Source organism: Mycobacterium sp. NGS49 (assembly GCF_059812565.1).
Genome location: NZ_JCALCX010000059.1, coordinates 1 through 18,286, shown reverse-complemented (window position 1 = coordinate 18,286; position 18,286 = coordinate 1). Strand labels below are relative to the sequence as shown.

At 65.6% G+C, this 18,286-nt stretch carries 19 protein-coding genes; 10 read left to right on the top strand and 9 right to left on the bottom strand.

The features are described 5' to 3' along the window. Positions 1 to 56: 56 nt before the first annotated feature. Genes AC5Y7D_RS29845 through echA20 form a run of 5 tightly spaced genes read right to left on the bottom strand, consistent with a single transcriptional unit; the run spans position 57 to position 5,540 of the window. Positions 57 to 2,066, bottom strand: a complete 2,010-nt coding sequence (locus tag AC5Y7D_RS29845) for a fatty acid desaturase (RefSeq protein ID WP_499929649.1) — start codon at positions 2,064 to 2,066, stop codon at positions 57 to 59. A 30-nt stretch (positions 2,067 to 2,096) separates the two neighbouring features. Beyond that, positions 2,097 to 3,164 carry a (3aS,4S,5R,7aS)-5-hydroxy-7a-methyl-1-oxo-octahydro-1H-indene-4-carboxyl-CoA dehydrogenase gene (ipdC, locus tag AC5Y7D_RS29840; protein WP_499929648.1) on the bottom strand — a complete coding sequence of 356 codons (1,068 nt, stop codon included), beginning with the start codon at positions 3,162 to 3,164 and terminating at the stop codon, positions 2,097 to 2,099. Next, positions 3,164 to 3,907, bottom strand: a complete 744-nt coding sequence (ipdB, locus tag AC5Y7D_RS29835) for a cholesterol ring-cleaving hydrolase subunit IpdB (RefSeq protein ID WP_499929647.1) — start codon at positions 3,905 to 3,907, stop codon at positions 3,164 to 3,166. The genes ipdC and ipdB overlap by 1 nt, the downstream gene beginning before the upstream one ends. Then, complete coding sequence (ipdA, locus tag AC5Y7D_RS29830) at positions 3,904 to 4,785, bottom strand: cholesterol ring-cleaving hydrolase subunit IpdA (protein WP_499929646.1); 882 nt, start codon at positions 4,783 to 4,785, stop codon at positions 3,904 to 3,906. Before ipdA ends, ipdB begins: the two co-directional genes overlap by 4 nt. Beyond that, positions 4,782 to 5,540, bottom strand: coding sequence for a (7aS)-7a-methyl-1,5-dioxo-2,3,5,6,7,7a-hexahydro-1H-indene-carboxyl-CoA hydrolase (echA20, locus tag AC5Y7D_RS29825; RefSeq protein ID WP_499929645.1), 759 nt, complete (start codon positions 5,538 to 5,540; stop codon positions 4,782 to 4,784). Before echA20 ends, ipdA begins: the two co-directional genes overlap by 4 nt. A gap of 65 nt (positions 5,541 to 5,605) precedes the next feature. Between echA20 and AC5Y7D_RS29820 the strand changes: the two genes are divergently transcribed. After that, positions 5,606 to 6,394: an SDR family oxidoreductase gene (locus tag AC5Y7D_RS29820; protein WP_499929644.1), complete on the top strand. Its 789-nt coding sequence runs from the start codon at positions 5,606 to 5,608 to the stop codon at positions 6,392 to 6,394. 14 nt (positions 6,395 to 6,408) lie between these two features. Beyond that, positions 6,409 to 7,329 (top strand): SDR family oxidoreductase, encoded by a 921-nt coding sequence (locus AC5Y7D_RS29815; RefSeq protein WP_499929643.1) that lies wholly within the window; start codon positions 6,409 to 6,411, stop codon positions 7,327 to 7,329. On the opposite strand, the gene AC5Y7D_RS29810 is transcribed toward AC5Y7D_RS29815, so the two are convergent. Genes AC5Y7D_RS29810 through AC5Y7D_RS29795 form a run of 4 tightly spaced genes read right to left on the bottom strand, consistent with a single transcriptional unit; the run spans position 7,326 to position 10,619 of the window. After that, positions 7,326 to 8,579, bottom strand: a complete 1,254-nt coding sequence (locus AC5Y7D_RS29810) for a class I SAM-dependent methyltransferase (RefSeq protein ID WP_499929642.1) — start codon at positions 8,577 to 8,579, stop codon at positions 7,326 to 7,328. The two genes, AC5Y7D_RS29815 and AC5Y7D_RS29810, sit on opposite strands and share 4 nt — an antisense overlap. 14 nt (positions 8,580 to 8,593) lie before the next feature. After that, complete coding sequence (locus AC5Y7D_RS29805) at positions 8,594 to 9,055, bottom strand: nitroreductase family deazaflavin-dependent oxidoreductase (protein WP_499929641.1); 462 nt, start codon at positions 9,053 to 9,055, stop codon at positions 8,594 to 8,596. Between the two features lie 9 nt (positions 9,056 to 9,064). Beyond that, positions 9,065 to 9,451: a DUF8021 domain-containing protein gene (locus AC5Y7D_RS29800; RefSeq protein WP_499929640.1), complete on the bottom strand. Its 387-nt coding sequence runs from the start codon at positions 9,449 to 9,451 to the stop codon at positions 9,065 to 9,067. A 4-nt stretch (positions 9,452 to 9,455) separates the two neighbouring features. Next, the gene (locus AC5Y7D_RS29795) at positions 9,456 to 10,619 is read right to left on the bottom strand and encodes a steroid 3-ketoacyl-CoA thiolase (RefSeq protein WP_499929639.1); all 1,164 of its coding nucleotides are present in this window, start codon (positions 10,617 to 10,619) and stop codon (positions 9,456 to 9,458) included. A gap of 131 nt (positions 10,620 to 10,750) precedes the next feature. Between AC5Y7D_RS29795 and AC5Y7D_RS29790 the strand changes: the two genes are divergently transcribed. The 8 genes from AC5Y7D_RS29790 (at position 10,751) to AC5Y7D_RS29755 (ending at position 18,269) form a co-directional block, all read left to right on the top strand. Next, positions 10,751 to 12,001 (top strand): cytochrome P450, encoded by a 1,251-nt coding sequence (locus AC5Y7D_RS29790; protein WP_499929638.1) that lies wholly within the window; start codon positions 10,751 to 10,753, stop codon positions 11,999 to 12,001. Between the two features lie 5 nt (positions 12,002 to 12,006). Next, positions 12,007 to 13,068: an acyl-CoA dehydrogenase family protein gene (locus AC5Y7D_RS29785; protein ID WP_499929637.1), complete on the top strand. Its 1,062-nt coding sequence runs from the start codon at positions 12,007 to 12,009 to the stop codon at positions 13,066 to 13,068. After that, on the top strand, positions 13,069 to 14,232 hold the full coding sequence (fadE29, locus tag AC5Y7D_RS29780; protein ID WP_499929636.1) for an acyl-CoA dehydrogenase FadE29: 1,164 nt from the start codon (positions 13,069 to 13,071) through the stop codon (positions 14,230 to 14,232). After that, the gene (locus AC5Y7D_RS29775) at positions 14,229 to 15,176 is read left to right on the top strand and encodes a bifunctional MaoC family dehydratase N-terminal/OB-fold nucleic acid binding domain-containing protein (RefSeq protein WP_499929635.1); all 948 of its coding nucleotides are present in this window, start codon (positions 14,229 to 14,231) and stop codon (positions 15,174 to 15,176) included. Before fadE29 ends, AC5Y7D_RS29775 begins: the two co-directional genes overlap by 4 nt. Beyond that, a complete protein-coding gene (locus AC5Y7D_RS29770; protein WP_499929634.1) occupies positions 15,173 to 15,574 on the top strand; it encodes a MaoC family dehydratase in 402 nt (133 codons plus the stop codon). The genes AC5Y7D_RS29775 and AC5Y7D_RS29770 overlap by 4 nt, the downstream gene beginning before the upstream one ends. Then, positions 15,575 to 16,732 (top strand): 17-hydroxy-3-oxo-4-pregnene-20-carboxyl-CoA lyase, encoded by a 1,158-nt coding sequence (gene ltp2 / locus AC5Y7D_RS29765; protein ID WP_499929633.1) that lies wholly within the window; start codon positions 15,575 to 15,577, stop codon positions 16,730 to 16,732. It abuts the gene before it with no gap. A gap of 119 nt (positions 16,733 to 16,851) precedes the next feature. Then, positions 16,852 to 17,574: a FadR/GntR family transcriptional regulator gene (locus tag AC5Y7D_RS29760; RefSeq protein ID WP_499929632.1), complete on the top strand. Its 723-nt coding sequence runs from the start codon at positions 16,852 to 16,854 to the stop codon at positions 17,572 to 17,574. Further along, positions 17,571 to 18,269 (top strand): sterol desaturase family protein, encoded by a 699-nt coding sequence (locus AC5Y7D_RS29755; RefSeq protein ID WP_499929631.1) that lies wholly within the window; start codon positions 17,571 to 17,573, stop codon positions 18,267 to 18,269. The genes AC5Y7D_RS29760 and AC5Y7D_RS29755 overlap by 4 nt, the downstream gene beginning before the upstream one ends. The last annotated feature ends 17 nt before the right edge of the window (positions 18,270 to 18,286 follow it).

Below are 18,286 nucleotides of genomic sequence, written 5' to 3'. Positions count from 1 at the left end.
GGCGCGTCTCGTCGTGGGATTCACACTCGGCCGGCAGGGGTCGGCCGGGAGGGGCCTCAGGCGTCGTAGTCCACCGAGACGAACGGCGTGGTGGGGTGGGACTGGCAGGTCAGAATGTAGCCGGCATCCAGTTCGGCCTTGCCCAGCGCGAAGTTGTGGTCCATCTCGACATTGCCCTCGACGAGCTTGGCCCGGCAGGTGCCGCACGCACCGCCCATGCACGCGTACGGCGCGTCATCGCGAACCTGCAGCGCCCCTTCCAGGATTGAGTCACCCGGCGTCAGGTCGTACGTCCACTGCTTTCCGGACAGCGTGAACGTCACGGTCGCAGCCTCGTACGACTGCTCAGTCGCCGCCGCACTGTCGAAGCCATGGAACAGCTCGAGGTGAATATGCTCGGCGTCCACGGTGTGCTCCAAGAGGGTCTCGCGGACCGCCGTGGTCATCTCCATCGGGCCGCAGATGAACCACTCGTCGACATTGTCCGGCTGCAGGTTGCCGGTCAGCCACAGGTTGAGTTTGTCCCGGTCGATACGGCCGCGCAGTTCCGGCGTGTGTAGCGACTCACCGGAGAGCACGTGCAGGATCTCCAGCCGATCCGCATAGCGCGACTCGAGTCGGTCGAGTTCGGCCCGGAACATCGTCGATTCCTTGGTGCGGTTGCCGTAGATGAGCGTGAACCGGCTTTCGGTCTCGATCTCCAGTGTGGTGGCCAGGATCGACAGCACCGGCGTGATGCCGCTGCCGGCCACCAGGCCGACGTAGTGCTTGCGGTTCAGCGGATGCAGCGGGGTGCCGAACCGTCCCGTCGGGGTCATCAGCTCGAGCACGTCACCGGCCTGCAGTTGCTCGGCCACGTATGTGGAGAAGGCGCCGCCCGGAATGTGTTTGACGGCGATGCGCAGTTGCGCGCGGGTGGCCGGTGCGCAGATCGAGTAGTTGCGGCGAACCCCCTCGGCGCCCACCACTGTCACGTGTTGCCCCGGCTCGAACCGGAACGCGTCCTGCAGGTCCTCGGGCACGGCGAACGTGACCAGGGTGCTGTCGGCGGTGATGGGGTCGACCGAGGCGACCGGGATGCGGTGCAGCACGGCGTGCGGGGAGCTGGACCGGGACGGCATCCGCACCGGTAGCAGCTTGGCCAGTCGCCCGTTGAGTTCCTTCCATTCCCGGTACTCGTCCGGATTCAGTTGCTGGCCGAAGACGGTGTTGATCGCGGCGTTGCGCTCGAGGTATGCCTCTTCGTTGCGCTTCCAGGTCCGCAGGTACCGGTAGAACGGCACCGATGGGTGCAGGTGGTGCACCAGGTGGTAGTTCTGCGACAGCAACACCGGGGTGAACAGCCATTCGGCGCCGACGCGATTGCGGGTCGCCCGGTAGCGGTTGGTGCGCTGAGTGTCTTCCAGCCCGTGATGAGGCAGCCAGTCGAACCACCACGCCAGGACGGTGAGGCCGATGCGCTGCGGAATGAGGAAGACGACGGCCAGGATCCAGAAATTGCCGGTGAAGATCGCCGCGGCTAGTCCGGCCAGGCTCAAAACCATCATCACGACCGTCTCGGCGGCCTCGGTGACCGGGCGGCTGCGGGCGCGCGGCAAGTAGTACCGCAGGTAGAAGTACTCCACCATCGACCAGCGCAGCGGCAACTGCCACCACTTCCCGTGGGAGGCGAAGGTGTCCGGGTCCTGGTCGTCGTCGTTGGAGTGCCGGTGGTGCTGGATGTGGATGTACCCGAACGACGGGAAGGCGACCACCGGTCCGACGAAGAGCCAGGCCAGCCGCCCCATCAGACCGTTGACCCAGCGAACCGAGCTGATCGAGTAGTGCGACGCGTCGTGCACGACGGTGAACATCACGAACGTCACCGCGGCGTTGACCGGGATGGTCACCCACCAGGGCGACCAGCCGTTGATGTAGCCGACGGTGCACGTGACGAAGGCCGCCAGAGACGCGAGAAAAATTCCGATGGTGGGCAGTGCCAGCTTGGGTACCGCTTCACCCGGATCGGGCAGCGCATGCTGCGCGGCGGACCCGGGGGTCGCTGGTGCCTGCTCGACGGTCGACATAGCTGGAAGAGCTTAGTCGACACGCGTCAACTACTCCACTAGCTTCGATGCGGCCTGCAGGTGCTCGATCGCGTCGGCCACGACAGACTCGATCAGTTCGGCACACGAGGGCAGGTCGTCCAGAATGCCGGCCACCTGACCGGAGGCCAGTACCCCGGCGTCGGTGTTGCCCTCGACCAGTCCCGCCTTGAGCAGCATCGGCGTGTTGGCCGCCATCACCACCTGCGACCAGGTGAGTTCCTTGCCGTGCCGCATGGCCAGGCCGTCGGTGACCATCGCCCGCCAACTCATCTGGGACATCTGCTTGAACTTGGCGGCGTTGCGTACCGCCGCGGCAAAACCCCGTGCCCGCGAGCCGCTTTCCAGCTTCTCCACCAGGCCGGTGCGCAGTACCCGGTGTGGCATGCCGTCGACACGGGTGGTGACCACGGTGCCGTCCAGCGCGGACTGCAGATACCGCTTCTTGACCGCGTCGGGCACCGTGGAATCCGAGGTGAGCAGGAAGCGGGTGCCCATCGCCACGCCCGCCGCCCCGTAGGACAAGGCCGCGGCCAGACCGCGTCCGTCGAAGAAGCCGCCGGCGGCGATCACCGGGATGCCGGTGCCCTTGACCGCGTCCAAGACGGACGGCAGCAACAGCGTGGTCGCCACCGGACCGGTGTGCCCGCCGCCTTCGCCGCCCTGCACGATCATCGCGTCGGCGCCCCAACCGGCGACCTTGCGGGCATGCTTGGCCGCGCCGATCGACGGAATGACCACCGCACCGGCCTCTTTGAGCCGCGCGATCAGTTCGGGCTTGGGTGCGAGCGCGAACGACGCCACCTTAACGCCCTCGCGGATCATCAGTTCGACGCGGTCGCCGGCGTCGGCTGCGTCGGCGCGCATGTTGACGCCGAACGGCTTGTCGGTGGCGGCCTTGACTTTGCCGATGGCCGTGGCCAATTCGTCCAGCGTCATGGTGGCCGAGGCCAGGATGCCCAGCCCGCCGGCGTTGGCCGTCGCCGACACCAGTCGCGCACCGGCCACCCAACCCATTCCGGTCTGCACCACCGGGTGTTCGATGCCGACCAGCTCGGTCAGCGGCGTCTTGAGTCTCACTAACGGATCTCTCTGTCGCGCAACGCTTTCGGGTCGATGACCTCGCGGATGAGGCGCAGCTCGTCATCGGTCGGCTGCCGGGATTCGCCGGCCTCGCCGAGACCGTGCACCTCGAACGACGTGGCCTCGCGGACGTCGTCCGGCGAGACGCCGGGGTGCAGCGACAGCGTCCGCATGGTGTGGTCGGGTCCGCCGAAGTCGAAGACACCGAGATTGGACACCACCCGGAAGACGTTGACGAAGCGGAACGCCGGGTTGTCGGGGTCGACCTTGTCGTAGCCGATGCCGGAGACGATGTCGACCGTGTCGGTGAACACCCGCTTGGAGTGATTGCCGACCCAGTAACTGGTGGCATGGTTGATGGTGTTGCCTGGCGAGCCGCGCACCCCGAACATCTGCCGGGTCGGCTGTTGCAGCGGACCGAACGCGGAGATGTTCTGATTGCCATAGCGGTCAACCTGATTGGCGCCCATTGCCACATGGCGCCTACCCCAGGCCAGCGTCTCGAAGACGCGCCCGAACGGCATCCACCCCTCGACGGGGCCGGTCTTGCCCAGCGCGGGGGTGTCAGCCAGCAACTGCGCTTCGCCATCGGTGAGCAGGATGTCGGGGGAGAAAGAGAGTCGGGCCAGACGCGCTCCGACCGCCGCCATGTTGGTCATCGGGCTGATCATGATTTCGCCCGCGTCCCTGAACAACTCGGCGCAGGCAACCGCGCACACTTCGGCTCGGGTGGCGGTCATTTCGCTGCCTCCTCGGCGAACTTGTGCACGGCGGCCTGATAATCGTCCTCGCTGCCGGACAGATAGGTCGCGATGAACCGCTGCCAGCCCTCTTCGGTGGAGGCGGCTTCGGCGTAGTGCCGCTGGAACTTCTCGTCACGGCCGTAATCCGGTGCGGCGGTGGTGAAGTGAGCGCCACCTGGTGCCTCTACCACGCCGTCGACCATCATGCGGTTGATCAATAGCGCTTGCGGCGGTACGGATTTGACGAGTTCCTCGGTGGAGACGACGCGTTCCACCGACAGGAACCGCTGCTCGGCGGCCATCAGGAACAAGTCGTCGAAGTAGGGGTCGATGCCGGTGTAGGCCGCGTTGCCCCGGTTGTCACCGACATTGAGGTGTGCGAACGCGACGTCGAGTCGCAGCGCGGGCATGGCGATCAGCTTCTCGTGGCCGCCGTCTGTCGGATACGGGCTGGTGACCGTCTGCAGCTCACCCTCCCAGAAGTCCAGCACCGAACTGCCGAGCCCGGCGCGAATCGGCAGGAATGGCAACCGTTGTGCCGCGGCCTGCAGGCCACAGCGCAGCATGCCCTCGTCCATCTCCCGCGCCTCGATGGCCCCGCTGGTCCGGGACTTGGCGAACCACGGATCGTAGAAAGGCGGCGAATCCAGCGAGACGAACCCGTAGTAGACCCGCTTGACCTTGCCCGCCGAACATAGCAGGCCCAGGTCCGGTCCGCCGTAGGTGACGACGGTGAGGTCGGTGACGTCGGTGCGCAGCAGGGCGCGCACGAAAGCCATCGGCTTGCGTCGGGATCCCCACCCCGCGAGGCCGATGGTCATGCCGCTTCGCACGTGCGAGACGGCGTCGTCGAGAGTGGTGGTCTTGTTGCTCATTCCTTCTTGCCCTTCGCCGTTCCGGCGAACGCGTCGCGGTGCTCGTCGGCGACGCCGGCGAGGTTGAGCTCGAACGTAAACCCTTGCTCCATGCGGTAACTCGAGTTGACACGTTGCACGTCGATCAGATTCAGCGCCTCCTTGGCGGCGCGGATGACGCGGGTGTCCTTGGCGGCGATGTCGCGGGCCACCCGCAGGGCGGCCTCGTCCAGCTCAGCGCGGGGCACCACCTCGTGCACCGAACCGAAGTGGTGCAAGGTGGCGGCGTCCACGGTGGCGGCGGTGAAGAACAGTCTCCGCATCATGTGCTGCGGGACCAGGCGGGACAGGTGCGTGGCCGCGCCGAGCGCACCGCGTTCCACCTCCGGCAGTCCGAAGGTCGCGTCGTCGGAGGCGACGATGACGTCGGCGTTGCCGACCAGGCCGATCCCGCCGCCGACGCAGAAACCGTTCACCGCGGCGATCACCGGAACCGCGCATTCGTAGACCGCGCGAAATGCCGCGAAGCACCCGCGGTTCGCGTCGATGAGTGCGGTGAAGCCTTCGGTGCGCTGCATCTCCTTGATGTCGACACCGGCGTTGAAGCCGCGGCCTTCGGCCCGCAGGATCACGGCATGGGTCTGCGGGTCCCGTCCGGCGGCCGTGATCGCGTCGCCGAGCTCGAACCACCCCTGCGACGGAATGGCGTTGACGGGCGGGTAGTCGACGGTGACCGAGACTATCCCGGGTTCGGTGGTGGTGGAGGTGATCGTCATGGCACTTCCTGCTGGTCCGCTGGGGTCAGTTACCTAAGCAAGCACTTGCTTGGTACGCTAGCACAGTGACCTCCCCCCATTGCGCCCCGGACGGCATCAACCTTGCGCTGTCCGGGCGAGTGGTGCTGGTGACGGGCGGCGTTCGGGGCGTCGGGGCCGGTATCAGCTCGGTTTTTTCCGGGCAGGGCGCGACCGTGGTGACGTGTGCCCGACGCGCGGTCGAGGGCTTGCCCTTCGAGTTTCATTCCTGCGACATCCGTGACGAAGAGGCCGTCAAAGGCCTGATCGGCTCGATCGTGGACCGACACGGCAGGCTCGATGTCGTCGTCAACAACGCCGGGGGATCGCCGTACGTGTTGACGGCCGGGTCCAGCCCGAAGTTCAACCGCAAGATCATCGAGCTGAATTTGATTGGTGGGCTGCTAGTTTCGCAGTACGCCAACGACGTGATGCAAAGCCAGGCCGGCGGCGGGTCGATCGTCAATATCTGCAGCCTCAGTGGCCGACGGCCGAGTCCGGGCACCGCGGCGTACGGGGCGGCGAAAGCCGGCTTGGAGAGCCTCACTCAGACGCTGGCGGTGGAATGGGGGCCGAAGGTGCGGGTGAACGCCTGCGTGGTCGGCATGGTGGAAACCGAGCAGGCCGACCTGTTCTATGGGGACGCCGAGTCGATAGCCGCCATCTCCAAGAACGTGCCGCTCGGCCGAATGGCTAGACCAGAGGACATCGGTTGGGCCGCCGCATTTTTGGCGTCGGACGCGGCGTCGTACATCAGCGGTGCGTCGTTGGAGGTGCACGGTGGTGGGGAGCCGCCGCACTATCTGGCCACCACGAACGCGAGCGCGATCAAGTAAAGGAGACAATGGATATGGGTGTGGTTGACGGGCGGGTAGTCATCGTCACCGGTGCGGGGCGTGGCATCGGCCGCGCGCATGCGTTGGCATTCGCCGCCGAGGGTGCGCGCGTGGTGGTCAACGACATCGGTGTGGGACTGGACGGATCCGCCGGAGAAAGCCCGGCGCAGCAGGTGGTCGACGAAATCACCGCGGCCGGTGGGGAGGCCGTCGCAAACGGTGACGACGTCGCCGACTGGACGGGTGCCCAGAACCTGATCGACACGGCGGTCGACACATTCGGCGGATTGGACGTGCTGGTCAACAACGCCGGCTTCATCCGGGACCGAATGTTGGCCAACACCAGCGAAAGTGAGTGGGATGCCGTCATCCGGGTGCACCTCAAGGGGCATTTCGCCACCCTGCGGCACGCGGCGGGCTACTGGCGCCGGCAGATCAAGGCCGGCACCGTCGGTCCGGACGACCTCAACGCCCGGATCATCAACACCAGCTCGGGAGCGGGACTGCAGGGCAGCGTGGGGCAGGGTAACTACTCCGCCGCCAAGGCCGGGATCGCTGCGCTGACGCTGGTCGGCGCGGCCGAATTGGGCCGCTACGGCATCACGGTCAACGCCATCGCGCCGGCCGCCCGGACCCGGATGACCGAGGCCGTGTTCGCCGAGACCATGGCTGCGCCCCAGGACGGCGGCTTCGACGCGATGGCCCCGGAGAATGTCTCGCCGTTGGTGGTGTGGCTGGGCAGCGTCGAATCCCGTGGCGTCAGCGGCAAGGTCTTCGAGGTCGAAGGCGGACTGATTCGGGTCGCCGAGGGGTGGGCACACGGACCGCAGATCGACAAGGGTGCGAAGTGGGATCCCGCAGAGTTGGGTCCCGTGGTCACCGACCTGCTGGCCAAGTCGCGGCCCCCGGTGCCGGTGTACGGGGCCGGTTCCTAGGGCGCGTCAGGCCGGCGTACCGCTTCCAGGCTCATTTCCACGAAGTCCAGGCGCCACAGCGACTGGAAGAATCCGCGGCCGAAGTTCTCGTACAACCCGAGTTTGAAGGGGTCCGTCTCGTTGCGCGCGACGGCGGCCGCGATCTCCCGAATTGTGCGTTGTCCGTTGACATGTTGCGCGTAGGGCAGTTCGGCGGCGTTCAGTGTCGTGCTCCAGTGCGGCCGGGAGATCTCCGCGCCGGACAGACCACAGCCCAGCCGCATGCGCGGCACGTAATCCAGCGCGTCCGGCGACGCGAAGTCGATGGCGTAGCTCTGTTTCGGACGGTCCGGATGGCACGCAATGAAGAAATGGCACGAATTCGCGGTCCTCAGCTTCTCCAGCAGCGACCACATGGCCGGCTCGGGCAGCGCGGTCAATTTCTGGTAGAACTCCGTGGCCGGCGCGGGCAGGTTGTTGACGTCGTGCGGGTAATACGGCGCGTTGTGGAACCACCGCGCAAACACCAGACCCGCGGAGTTCAGCAGACCAAAGCAATCGCTGACGGTGTAACTGCGGTCGCGGCCGTGCAGACACGTATCGACCAGTCCGGCATCGTAATGCAGGTCCGGTGCGGCATCCCGGTAGATCAGGAAGGGGTGGTCGGGGTCAAGCATGGTGATCGTCTCGTGGACGAACCGGATGCCGTCCTCGTCCTGGCCCAGTCCCAAGTCACGGAAGACCGATTGCAGCAGTTCGACGCCGAACCGGCCGTAGCGTGCGTAGAGCATCAGGCCGACTGCGCCGTCCGGTCGCAGGCAATCGGCGAGCGCCTTCATGCCCCTCGACGGATCGGCCAAATGGTGCAGCACACCCGTCGAGACGATCAGGTCGAAATCGCGCCCGAGCGTCGCCAGTTCTTCGATGGGAAGCCGGTGCAACTCCAGGTTCGACAACCCGTGCCGGTCTTTGAGGTACCGCTCGTGATCCAGCGACCGCCGACTGACGTCGATACCGACGACCCGCGCCGAGCGATTGTTGTACGCGAAGATCGCGGCCTGGTTGCTGCCGCAGCCCGCAACCAGGATGTCCATGTCGGGCCGGTATTCCCGGTCCGGCCAGAAGCTCTGGTAGGCGTGGCTGGGATCGAACCACTGCCACCCGTCGACCAGCCACTCACCGATGTCTTGGATGGGCTCGGGGTACGTCCACTTCTCGTACTGGGCCGAGACGACGTCGTTGAGGCGATCTTCGGTGAGCCGGTCGTCCATTCGGCTGTGACTCCTCAGCGGACGGGGTCGCAGATGACGATCGGGATCGTCCGGTCGGTCCAGGCCTGGTAGTCCTCGTAGCTGGGATACATGTCCACCAGCTTCGGCCAGTATTGAGCGCGCTCCTCGTCGGTGGCGTCGCGGGCGATGAGATTCAGGACTTCCTTCTTGATCTGCACCTGCACCTTCGGGTCGGCCTTCAGGTTGAGGTACCACATCGGATTCTTGGCCGCGCCGCCCTTGGAGGCCGCCACGATGACGCGGTCACCGTCACGCAGGAAGTACAGCGGGCTGACCCGCGGCTCGCCCGTCTTGCGGCCGGTGGTGGTCAGCAGCGCGACCGGAATCTTCTGGAACGTCCCGCCCAGGCCCTCACCGCCATTGCGGCGGTACATCCAGGTGTTGAGGCGCGACATCCACTTGATGAACTGGTCGGTGAGGGGCGAATCCAGGAACCGCGGGCGGGATTTCGGCATGGTGTGATCCTAGTGCTGAATGAACGGCGTGAAACTGGCCCTGATGTGGTGGATCTCGGCCTTGCCGGTGGCGCTTTCGGCCGGAATTACGAAGGTCTCGGTGACCCGCGCCGCGATCCGCCGGCCGGCGAGCGCCGCCTTGCTCAGGACATCGTATGTGGCGTGCACCTCGTCGCCGTCGATGCGGTAGTCCGGCGGGGTGGCGTCGGCGATGACACGGTACTGCAATCCGCGATTCAGGCCGCGCCGCAAGTGATTTCCGGAGAAGCCGTTCTTCACGCCCAGTTCTATGCGGGTGCAGCCGGCCGCGAACGGAACCGCCTCGGCGTCATGACTGACCAGCGCGTCGATGTAGCTCTGTGCCGCCGCGATGCGACTTTCCTCGGAGACGTGCACAGGCCTAGATGCGCTCGATGATGGTCCCGGTCGATAGCGCGCCGCCCGCGCACATGGTGATCAACGCGGTGGTCTGGTCGGTGCGCTCGAGTTCGTGCAGCGCGGTGGTGATCAGCCGGGCCCCCGTGGACCCCACCGGGTGTCCCAGGGCGATGGCGCCGCCGTTGACGTTGACGCGGTCCATATCGGGTTCGTGAACCCGCGCCCAGGACAGCACCACCGAGGCGAAGGCCTCGTTGATTTCGACGACGTCGATGTCGCCCATCTTCATGCCGGCCTTCTCCAGCACCCGGGCCGTCGACTGCACGGGACCGTCGAGGTGGTAGTACGGCTCGGCGCCGACGTTGGCCTGGCTGACGATCCGCGCCCGCGGCTTCAGTCCCAGCGCCTTCGCCTTGTCTTCGTCCATCCAGAGCACCGCGGCCGCGCCGTCGGAGATCTGCGACGACGTACCGGCGGTGTGGATGCCGCCTTCCATTACCGGCTTGAGCTGGCTCAGCCCCTCCAGCGTGGTCTCACGCAGGCCCTGGTCACGGGTGACCGGCGCGCGTTCGTCCGTGGGCTGCTTGTTCTCGTCGAGCACCGGCGCCACGATCGGGGAGATCTCGCGATCGAACCGGTTCTCCTCCCAGGCCCGCTTCGCCTTGGCCTGCGAGGCGAAACCGAACGCGTCGATCTCCTCGCGGGTGATGCCGCGTCGCTTGGCGATGCGCTCGGCCGCCTCGAACTGATTGGGCATGTCGATGTCCCAGGATGCGGCGCGGATCGCCGCGCGGTCCGGGCCGGCGTTGGCGCCCAGCCCGACCCGGCTCATCGCCTCGATGCCGCAGGCGATGCCGATGTCGATGGCCCCGGTCGCGATCAGCCCGGCAACGAGGTGGTTGGCCTGCTGGCTACTGCCGCACTGGCAGTCGATGGTGGTGGCCCCGACATGCTCGGGCAGACCGGCCGTCAGCCACGCCACCCGGGTGATGTTGTTGGACTGTTCCCCGAACTGCGTCACACAGCCGCCGACGAGCTGTTCGACATCCCCCGGGTCCAGACCGGCCTTTTCTACCAGCGCCTTCTGCACTGCCCCCAGCAGTTCGGTGGCGTGCAGTCCTGAGAGCCATCCATTGCGCTTGCCGATGGGGCTGCGGGTGGCTTCGACGATTACCGGGTTACCCATGAAGCCAGGCTAGAACACGTTTCATTACTATGACAAGCGAGGACGGCGACCTGCCTTTTATCTGCGGAGGAGCCGTGTTTTACTGGCACTAGAACACGTTGCAATTAGTGTTGTAAAAGGAGCGCACTCACATGGCACCCCCCAACCTTCCCGCCGACTTCGACTTCCTCGATCCCGACGTCAACCTCGCCGGGTTGCCCGTCGAGCAGCTCGCTTCGCTGCGCAAGGCGGAGCCGGTCCACTGGGTCGACATCCCGAACGGCTCGGGTGGCTTCGAAGACCACGGATATTGGCTCGTCACCCGGCACGCCGACGTCAAGGAGGTGTCGAGACGCAGCGACGTCTACTCCAGCTGGATGAACGGCGCCATCCCGACGTGGCCGCCGGAGATGAAGCGCGAACAGGTCGAACTGCAGCGCAGCGTCATGCTCAACATGGACGCACCGCACCACACCCGGCTGCGCAAGATCATCTCCCGCGGTTTCACGCCACGGGCCATCGGGCGGCTGGAAGACGAACTGGCTCAGCGCGCCCAGAACATCGCCAAGACCGCGGCGAGCGTGGGTAGCGGCGACTTCGTCGAGCAGGTGGCGTGCGAGCTGCCGTTGCAGGCCATCGCGGGCCTGCTCGGCGTGCCGCAGGAGGATCGTGACAAGCTTTTCCGCTGGTCCAACGAGATGACCGGGGGCACGGACCCGGAATACGCCACCGTCGACCCGGCGCAGTCGTCGATGGAACTGATCACCTACGCCATGGCGATGGCCGAGGAGCGGGGCAAGAACCCGACCGATGACATCGTCACCACGCTGATCCAGGCCGACATCGACGGCGAAAAACTCTCCGACGACGAGTTCGGGTTCTTCGTGATCATGCTCGCGGTGGCTGGCAACGAGACCACGCGCAATTCGATCACCCACGGCATGATCGCGATGGCGAACAACCCCGACCAGTGGGAGTTGTTCAAGAGGGATCGCCCGTCGACCACCGCGGACGAGATCATCCGGTGGGCGACTCCGGTATCGGCCTTCCAGCGCACTGCCAGCGAGGACACCGAACTGGCCGGCGTGCAGATCAAGAAGGGCCAGCGAGTGGTGATGTCCTACCGGTCGGCGAATTTCGACGAGGACGTGTTCGATGACCCGCACACCTTCAACATCCTGCGCGACCCGAACCCGCACGTCGGTTTCGGCGGTACCGGTGCGCACTACTGCATCGGCGCCAACCTGGCCCGCATGACCATCAACCTGATCTTCAACGCGGTCGCCGACCACATGCCGGACCTCGCGCCGATCTCCGAGCCCGAGCGGTTGCGGTCGGGCTGGCTGAACGGCATCAAGCACTGGCAGGTCGACTACACGGGCAAGGGCGCGGCGGCGCACTGATCGCAATGGACTTCAATCTCAGCGCGGAGCAAGAAGCCGTGGCCGACGTGGTCAACTCGGTCCTGGGCCGGGAACTGACCTGGAAAGCGTTGGCGGATGGCGGGGTAACGGCACTGGCAGTGCCCGAACGGCTGGGTGGTGACGGCGTCGGACTGGCCGAGGTGGGCACGATACTCACCGAAGCGGGCCGCCATGGCGCCATCACTCCGGCACTGGTCACCTTGGGCTACGGCGTAGTGCCGCTGCTCGATCTGGCATCCGGGGAGCAACAGGATCGCTTTCTGGCCGGGGTATCCGACGGGGGAGTGTTGACCGCCGCGCTCAACGAGCCCGGCTCGGCGCTACCGGACCGTCCGTCGGTCAAATTGAGTGATGGCCGGCTATCGGGCGTGAAAGTGGGGGTCGGGTACGCGGAGTCCGCGGACTGGATGCTGGTGACGGCCGACAGCGCCGTCGTCGTGGTGTCGCCGAAGGCCGACGGGGTGCGGCTGGTCCGTACCCCGACCTCAAGCGGCTCCGACGAGTACACGGTGACATTCTCCGACGTCGTCGTCGCCGACGCCGATGTGCTTGCGGGCGCCTCGCCGTCACGGGTGAATCAGTTGGTAATGGCCATGATTGGTGCCTACGCCACCGGGTTGGTGGCTGGGGCGCTGCGGCTGACCGCAGACTATGTGGCCGGGCGCAAGCAGTTCGGCAAGCCCTTGTCGACGTTCCAGACGGTGGCGGCGCAGTTGGCGGAGGTCTACATCGCCTCGCGCACCATCGATTTGGCGGCCAAGGCAGCGATCTGGAAACTGGCCGAAGGCCGCGATGCCGGGAGCGACCTGGATGTACTCGGGTACTGGCTGGCTTCGCAGGCGCCGCCGGTGATGCAGACCTGCCACCATCTGCACGGCGGCATGGGTATGGACATCACCTACCCGATGCACCGGTACTACTCCACGATCAAGGACCTGACCCGCTTGCTGGGCGGGCCTTCGCATCGTCTCGATTCGGTGGCGATCGCAAACCCGGCGCAACCGGGCGCGGCGGGTCGCCACCCAGAAGATTTGGTTGGAGTGTAAATGTTTATCGACTTGACCCCGGAGCAGCGGCGGCTGCAGGCGGAGCTGCGGGAGTACTTCTCCAATCTGATCACGCCCGAAGAGGCCAAGGAGATGGAGAAGGACCGCCACAACGAGGCGTATCGAGCGGTCATCCGGCGCATGGGCCGGGACGGCAAGCTCGGCGTGGGCTGGCCGAAGGAGTACGGCGGCTTGGGTTTCGGGCCGATCGAGCAGTCGATCTTCGTCAACGAGGCGCATCGGGCCGACGTGCCGCTGCCCGCGGTGACGCTGCAGACGGTCGGTCCGGTGTTGCAACAGTTCGGCACCGAGGCACAGAAGAAGAAGTTCCTGCCGGCGATCCTGGCCGGCGAGGTGCACTTCGCGATCGGTTACAGCGAACCGGAGGCCGGCACCGACCTGGCATCGCTGCGTACCTCGGCGGTACGCCAGGGCGACGAGTACATCGTCAACGGCCAGAAGATGTGGACCACCGGCGGACACGATGCCGACTACGTCTGGCTGGCGTGCCGGACCGACCCGGAAGCCGTTAAGCATAAAGGCATTTCGATCCTGATCGTCGACACCAAAGACCCCGGGTACTCCTGGACGCCGGTCATCCTGTCCGACGGAGCGCACCACACCAATGCGACGTACTACAACGACGTGCGGGTGCCGGTCGACATGCTGGTCGGTGAGGAGAACGGCGGTTGGCGCCTGATCACCACCCAGCTCAACAACGAGCGGGTGATGCTCGGACCGGCCGGTCGCACCGCCGGCATCTACGACCGGTTGCACGCGTGGGCGTCGAAACCCGGCGCTAACGGCGTCACCCCGATCGATCATCACGACGTCAAGCGGGCGCTCGCCGAGATCTATTCGCTGTGGCGGGTCAACGAGCTGCTGAACTGGCAGGTGGCCGCCGCCGGCGAGGACATCAACGTGGCCGATGCGGCGTCGACGAAAGTCTTTGGCACCGAGAAGATCCAGTACATCGGTCGGCTGGCCGAGGAGATCGTCGGCAAGTACGGGAACGCGGCTGAGCCCGACACGGCGGAGCTGCTCGAGTGGCTGGACTCGCAGACCAAACGCAACCTGGTGATCACCTTCGGCGGCGGCGTCAACGAGGTCATGCGCGAGATGATCGCCGCGTCTGGCCTGAAGGTGCCGAGGGTGCCTCGATGAGTGGACTTCAGGACGCCATCGCGGAGATCGTCGCGGCTGGTGGCGGTAAGCCGCGCACCGGCCGGGACCCGGTCAACCAGCCGATGATCAACAACTGGGTCGAGGCGATCGGCGATCGCAACCCGATCTACGTGGACGAGGTCGCGGCCCGCGCGGTCGGACACCCGGGGTTGGTTGCGCCACCGGCAATGATCCAGGTGTGGACCATGTTCGGGCTGAATGGGGCGCGCCCGGACGACGACCCCATGGGCCCGATGATGAAGCTGTTCGATGACAACGGCTACATCGGGGTGGTCGCGACCAATTGTGAGCAGACCTATCACCGCTACCTGCGGCCCGGCGAGGAAGTCAGCATCACGTCGGAAATGGGCGACGTGGTGGGGCCCAAGCAGACCGCGCTCGGTGAGGGCTTCTTCATCAACCAGCACATCGTGTGGCGGGTGGGCGACGAAGACGTTGCCGAGATGAATTGGCGCATTCTCAAATTCAAGCCCGCTGCGGCGTCTTCGGGGTCGGTACCCGAGGACTTGGACGCCGACGCCATGATGCGGCCGGCCTCGTCGCGCGACACGGCGTTCTTCTGGGAGGGTGTCAACGCGCACGAGCTGCGGATCCAGCGGCTACCCGACGGTGGACTGCAGCATCCGCCGGTGCCGGCGCTGTGGCAGGATCCGGCCGAACCCGTGGACTATGTGGTCTCGGGCGGGCGCGGCACTGTGTTCAGCTTCGTGGTGCACCACGCGCCGAAAGTGCCCGGTCGCACACCGCCTTTCGTGATCGCGTTGGTCGAGCTGGAGGAAGGTGTGCGGATGCTCGGGGAGCTGCGCGGCGTCGATCCGGCTGCGGTAGAGATCGGAATGCCCGTCCGCGCAACGTATATCGACTTCCCGGCCGGTCAATCCGGGCCGGCGTGGACCTTGCATGCCTGGGAGGCGGAGGCATGAGCGCGCCTGTGGTCGAAGTCGGCCTGCAGCTACCTGAGCTGAAGTTGTACGGAGACCCGACGTTCATCATCTCAACGGCGTTGGCCACGCGTGACTTTCAGGACGTGCACCACGACCGGGACAAAGCCGTCGCGAAGGGGTCCAAGGACATCTTCGTCAACATCTTGACTGATACGGGTCTGGTGCAGCGCTATATCACCGACTGGGCGGGGCCGTCGGCTCTGATCAAGTCGATCGGGCTGCGGCTGGGGGTGCCGTGGTACGCCTACGACACGGTGACCTTCTCCGGTGAAGTGACCGCGGTGGAGGACGGGTTGATCACGGTGAAGGTGATCGGCGCCAATAGTCTTGGTAACCACGTCATTGCGACGGTGACGCTGACGATGGGGGACGCGTAGATGTTGTCCGGTAAGGCGGCCATCGTCGGTATTGGCGCCACCGACTTCTCGAAGAACTCCGGTCGGTCCGAGCTGCGGCTGGCTGCGGAAGCCGTTCTGGACGCGTTGGACGACGCGGGGCTTTCGCCTGCTGACGTCGATGGCTTGACCACGTTCACCATGGACACCAACACCGAGGTCGCGGTGGCGCGCGCGGCGGGCATCGGTGACCTGAAGTTCTTCTCCAAGATCGGTTATGGCGGGGGTGCGGCGTGCGCGACGGTGCAGCAGGCCGCAATTGCGGTGGCGACCGGAGTCGCCGATGTGGTGGTGGCCTACCGGGCGTTCAACGAGCGGTCCGGCATGCGATTCGGACAGGTGCAGACCCGGCTGACCGAGAACGCCGATTCGACCGGCGTGGACAACTCGTTCTCGTATCCGCACGGGCTGTCGACGCCTGCCGCCCAGGTGGCCATGATCGCCCGGCGCTACATGCACTGGTCCGGGGCGACCAGCCGCGACTTCGGTGCGGTGTCGGTGGCCGACCGTCGGCATGCCGCGAAGAACCCGAAGGCGTACTTCTATGACAAGCCGATAACCATTGAGGACCACCAGAATTCGCGATGGATCGCCGAGCCGTTGCGGCTGCTGGACTGTTGCCAGGAGACCGACGGCGCGGTGGCGATCGTGGTGACGTCGCCTGAGCGGGCGCGCGACCTCAAGCACCGTCCGGCCGTCATCGAGGCGGCGGCGCAGGGATCCAGCCCGGACCAGTACACGATGGTCAGCTATTACCGGCCCGAGATCGGCCTGCCCGAAATGGGTTTGGTGGGCGAGCAGTTGTGGTCGCAATCAGGCTTGGCGCCCTCGGATATCCAGACCGCGGTCTTGTACGACCATTTCACCCCGTTCACGCTGATTCAGTTGGAGGAGTTGGGATTCTGTGGCCGCGGTGAGGCCAAGGATTTCATCGCCGACGGTGCGATCGAGATCGGCGGGCGGCTGCCGATCAACACGCACGGCGGACAACTGGGTGAGGCCTATATCCACGGCATGAACGGAATCGCCGAGGGGGTTCGCCAGCTGCGCGGTACGTCGGTGAATCCGGTGCCGGACGTCGAGCATGTGCTCGTCACGGCGGGGACGGGTGTGCCGACGTCGGGGTTGATTCTGGGCTAGTGCTTGCTTGGTCCCCCGTTCGTGTTGGGGTGGCCTGCAGCCATGGGCTACATGTCTGGCTACTGGTATGACCACCTGGCCCCTTGACCACCGGACCCATATCGCGCTAGGGTCGTGCCATGCCTTTCCAGCCGGTCAACCGCAAATCGGTCCCCGAAGACGTCTTCGATCAGATCGTGTCTGAAGTGCTCAATGGCGGGATTCAGCCTGGGCAGACCCTCCCGAGTGAACGGCGCCTCGCCGAGGTACTCGGGGTGTCTCGACCTGCCGTCCGCGAGGCCCTCAAGCGTGTTGCCGCCACGGGTCTCGTAGAAGTCCGGCAAGGTGACTCCACCACGGTGCGTGACTTCCGCCGGCACGGCGGCTTGGACCTCCTGCCTAGTCTGCTGGTGCGTGCCGGCGAACTCGAATACTCGGTGGTCCGCAGCATCCTTGAGGCCCGTTTGCATATCGGGCCCAAGGTGGCCGAACTGGCGGCGGAGCGTCGGCCGCCGGAGTTGGCCGCGTTACTCGATGAAGCGCTCGACGCGATCGAGGCTGAGTCGGATCCGATCGAGCGTCAACTTCGCGCCATGGCCTTTTGGGACCACGTCGTCGATGGGGCCGATTCGATCGTGTTTCGGCTGATGTACAACACACTCCGCGCCGCGTACGAACCTGCTCTGTCCGCTCTTGCCGTTGTTATGAAAGCCGAAGTCGGACGGATTGAGGGCTACCGGGCGATTGCGAACGCGATCACCGCCGGCGATCAGCCCGCGGCCAAGCAAGCGGCATACGACCTGCTCCAACCCACAACCGCGGCACTGAATGCCGCCTTCGCAAGTCTGGAGGATCAACGATGACCACAGCAACCGCCCGCAGGGGCCTTACGCTCTCCGGAGCGTCTCGCGAATTCTGGAAGCACGCCTCGCCGTGGATGATCGGTACGACGTTTGTCGTCGCGCTTGCTGCACGGGTGGTGGTCGGTGATTGGCAATGGACTGACGCCCTGGTGCCCGCGCTGATGCTGGCGACGTTCCCGTTCTACGAGTGGGTCATCCATGTGGTGATACTGCACTGGCGCCCCCGCAGCATCGGCCGACTGAAAGTCGACCCACTACTTTCGCGCAAACACCGTGAGCATCACGCGGATCCACGCAATGCTGCACTCGTCTTCATTCCGTGGAAAGCGTTGTTCTGGATTCTTCCGTCCTCGTTGGTGATTGCGATCGCGTTGGCCGAAGTTACCCGGCCAGGGCTGGGGTTGACCTACTTCGCGTTCTACGCCGGCCTGGGCATTGTTTACGAGTGGTGCCACTATCTCATCCACTCTGACTACAAGCCCAAGACGAGGCCGTTTCGCGCCATCTACCGCGATCACCGGCTGCACCACTACAAGAACGAGCATTTCTGGTTCACCGTGACAACTTCGGGTACGGCCGACCGCGTGTTGGGCACCTATCCCAATCCCGCTGATGTGCCTAAGTCATTGACTGCAAAGAATCTGCACAGCGGCGGTACCCGCGACGCCATGGAGCGTGTGCCGGTAGTGGCTTGAGGGAAGCCAACCGCTAC

Excerpts from the sequence above, each read along its gene's own strand:
- AC5Y7D_RS29845 (WP_499929649.1), bottom strand. The coding sequence starts at position 2,066 with ATGTCGACCGTCGAGCAGGCACCAGCGACCCCCGGGTCCGCCGCGCAG.
- ipdB (WP_499929647.1), bottom strand. The coding sequence starts at position 3,907 with ATGACCGCCACCCGAGCCGAAGTGTGCGCGGTTGCCTGCGCCGAGTTG.
- ipdA (WP_499929646.1), bottom strand. The coding sequence starts at position 4,785 with ATGAGCAACAAGACCACCACTCTCGACGACGCCGTCTCGCACGTGCGA.
- echA20 (WP_499929645.1), bottom strand. The coding sequence starts at position 5,540 with ATGACGATCACCTCCACCACCACCGAACCCGGGATAGTCTCGGTCACC.
- AC5Y7D_RS29815 (WP_499929643.1), top strand. The coding sequence starts at position 6,409 with ATGGGTGTGGTTGACGGGCGGGTAGTCATCGTCACCGGTGCGGGGCGT.
- AC5Y7D_RS29810 (WP_499929642.1), bottom strand. The coding sequence starts at position 8,579 with ATGGACGACCGGCTCACCGAAGATCGCCTCAACGACGTCGTCTCGGCC.
- AC5Y7D_RS29805 (WP_499929641.1), bottom strand. The coding sequence starts at position 9,055 with ATGCCGAAATCCCGCCCGCGGTTCCTGGATTCGCCCCTCACCGACCAG.
- AC5Y7D_RS29795 (WP_499929639.1), bottom strand. The coding sequence starts at position 10,619 with ATGGGTAACCCGGTAATCGTCGAAGCCACCCGCAGCCCCATCGGCAAG.
- AC5Y7D_RS29790 (WP_499929638.1), top strand. The coding sequence starts at position 10,751 with ATGGCACCCCCCAACCTTCCCGCCGACTTCGACTTCCTCGATCCCGAC.
- AC5Y7D_RS29785 (WP_499929637.1), top strand. The coding sequence starts at position 12,007 with ATGGACTTCAATCTCAGCGCGGAGCAAGAAGCCGTGGCCGACGTGGTC.
- fadE29 (WP_499929636.1), top strand. The coding sequence starts at position 13,069 with ATGTTTATCGACTTGACCCCGGAGCAGCGGCGGCTGCAGGCGGAGCTG.
- AC5Y7D_RS29775 (WP_499929635.1), top strand. The coding sequence starts at position 14,229 with ATGAGTGGACTTCAGGACGCCATCGCGGAGATCGTCGCGGCTGGTGGC.
- AC5Y7D_RS29770 (WP_499929634.1), top strand. The coding sequence starts at position 15,173 with ATGAGCGCGCCTGTGGTCGAAGTCGGCCTGCAGCTACCTGAGCTGAAG.
- ltp2 (WP_499929633.1), top strand. The coding sequence starts at position 15,575 with ATGTTGTCCGGTAAGGCGGCCATCGTCGGTATTGGCGCCACCGACTTC.
- AC5Y7D_RS29760 (WP_499929632.1), top strand. The coding sequence starts at position 16,852 with ATGCCTTTCCAGCCGGTCAACCGCAAATCGGTCCCCGAAGACGTCTTC.
- AC5Y7D_RS29755 (WP_499929631.1), top strand. The coding sequence starts at position 17,571 with ATGACCACAGCAACCGCCCGCAGGGGCCTTACGCTCTCCGGAGCGTCT.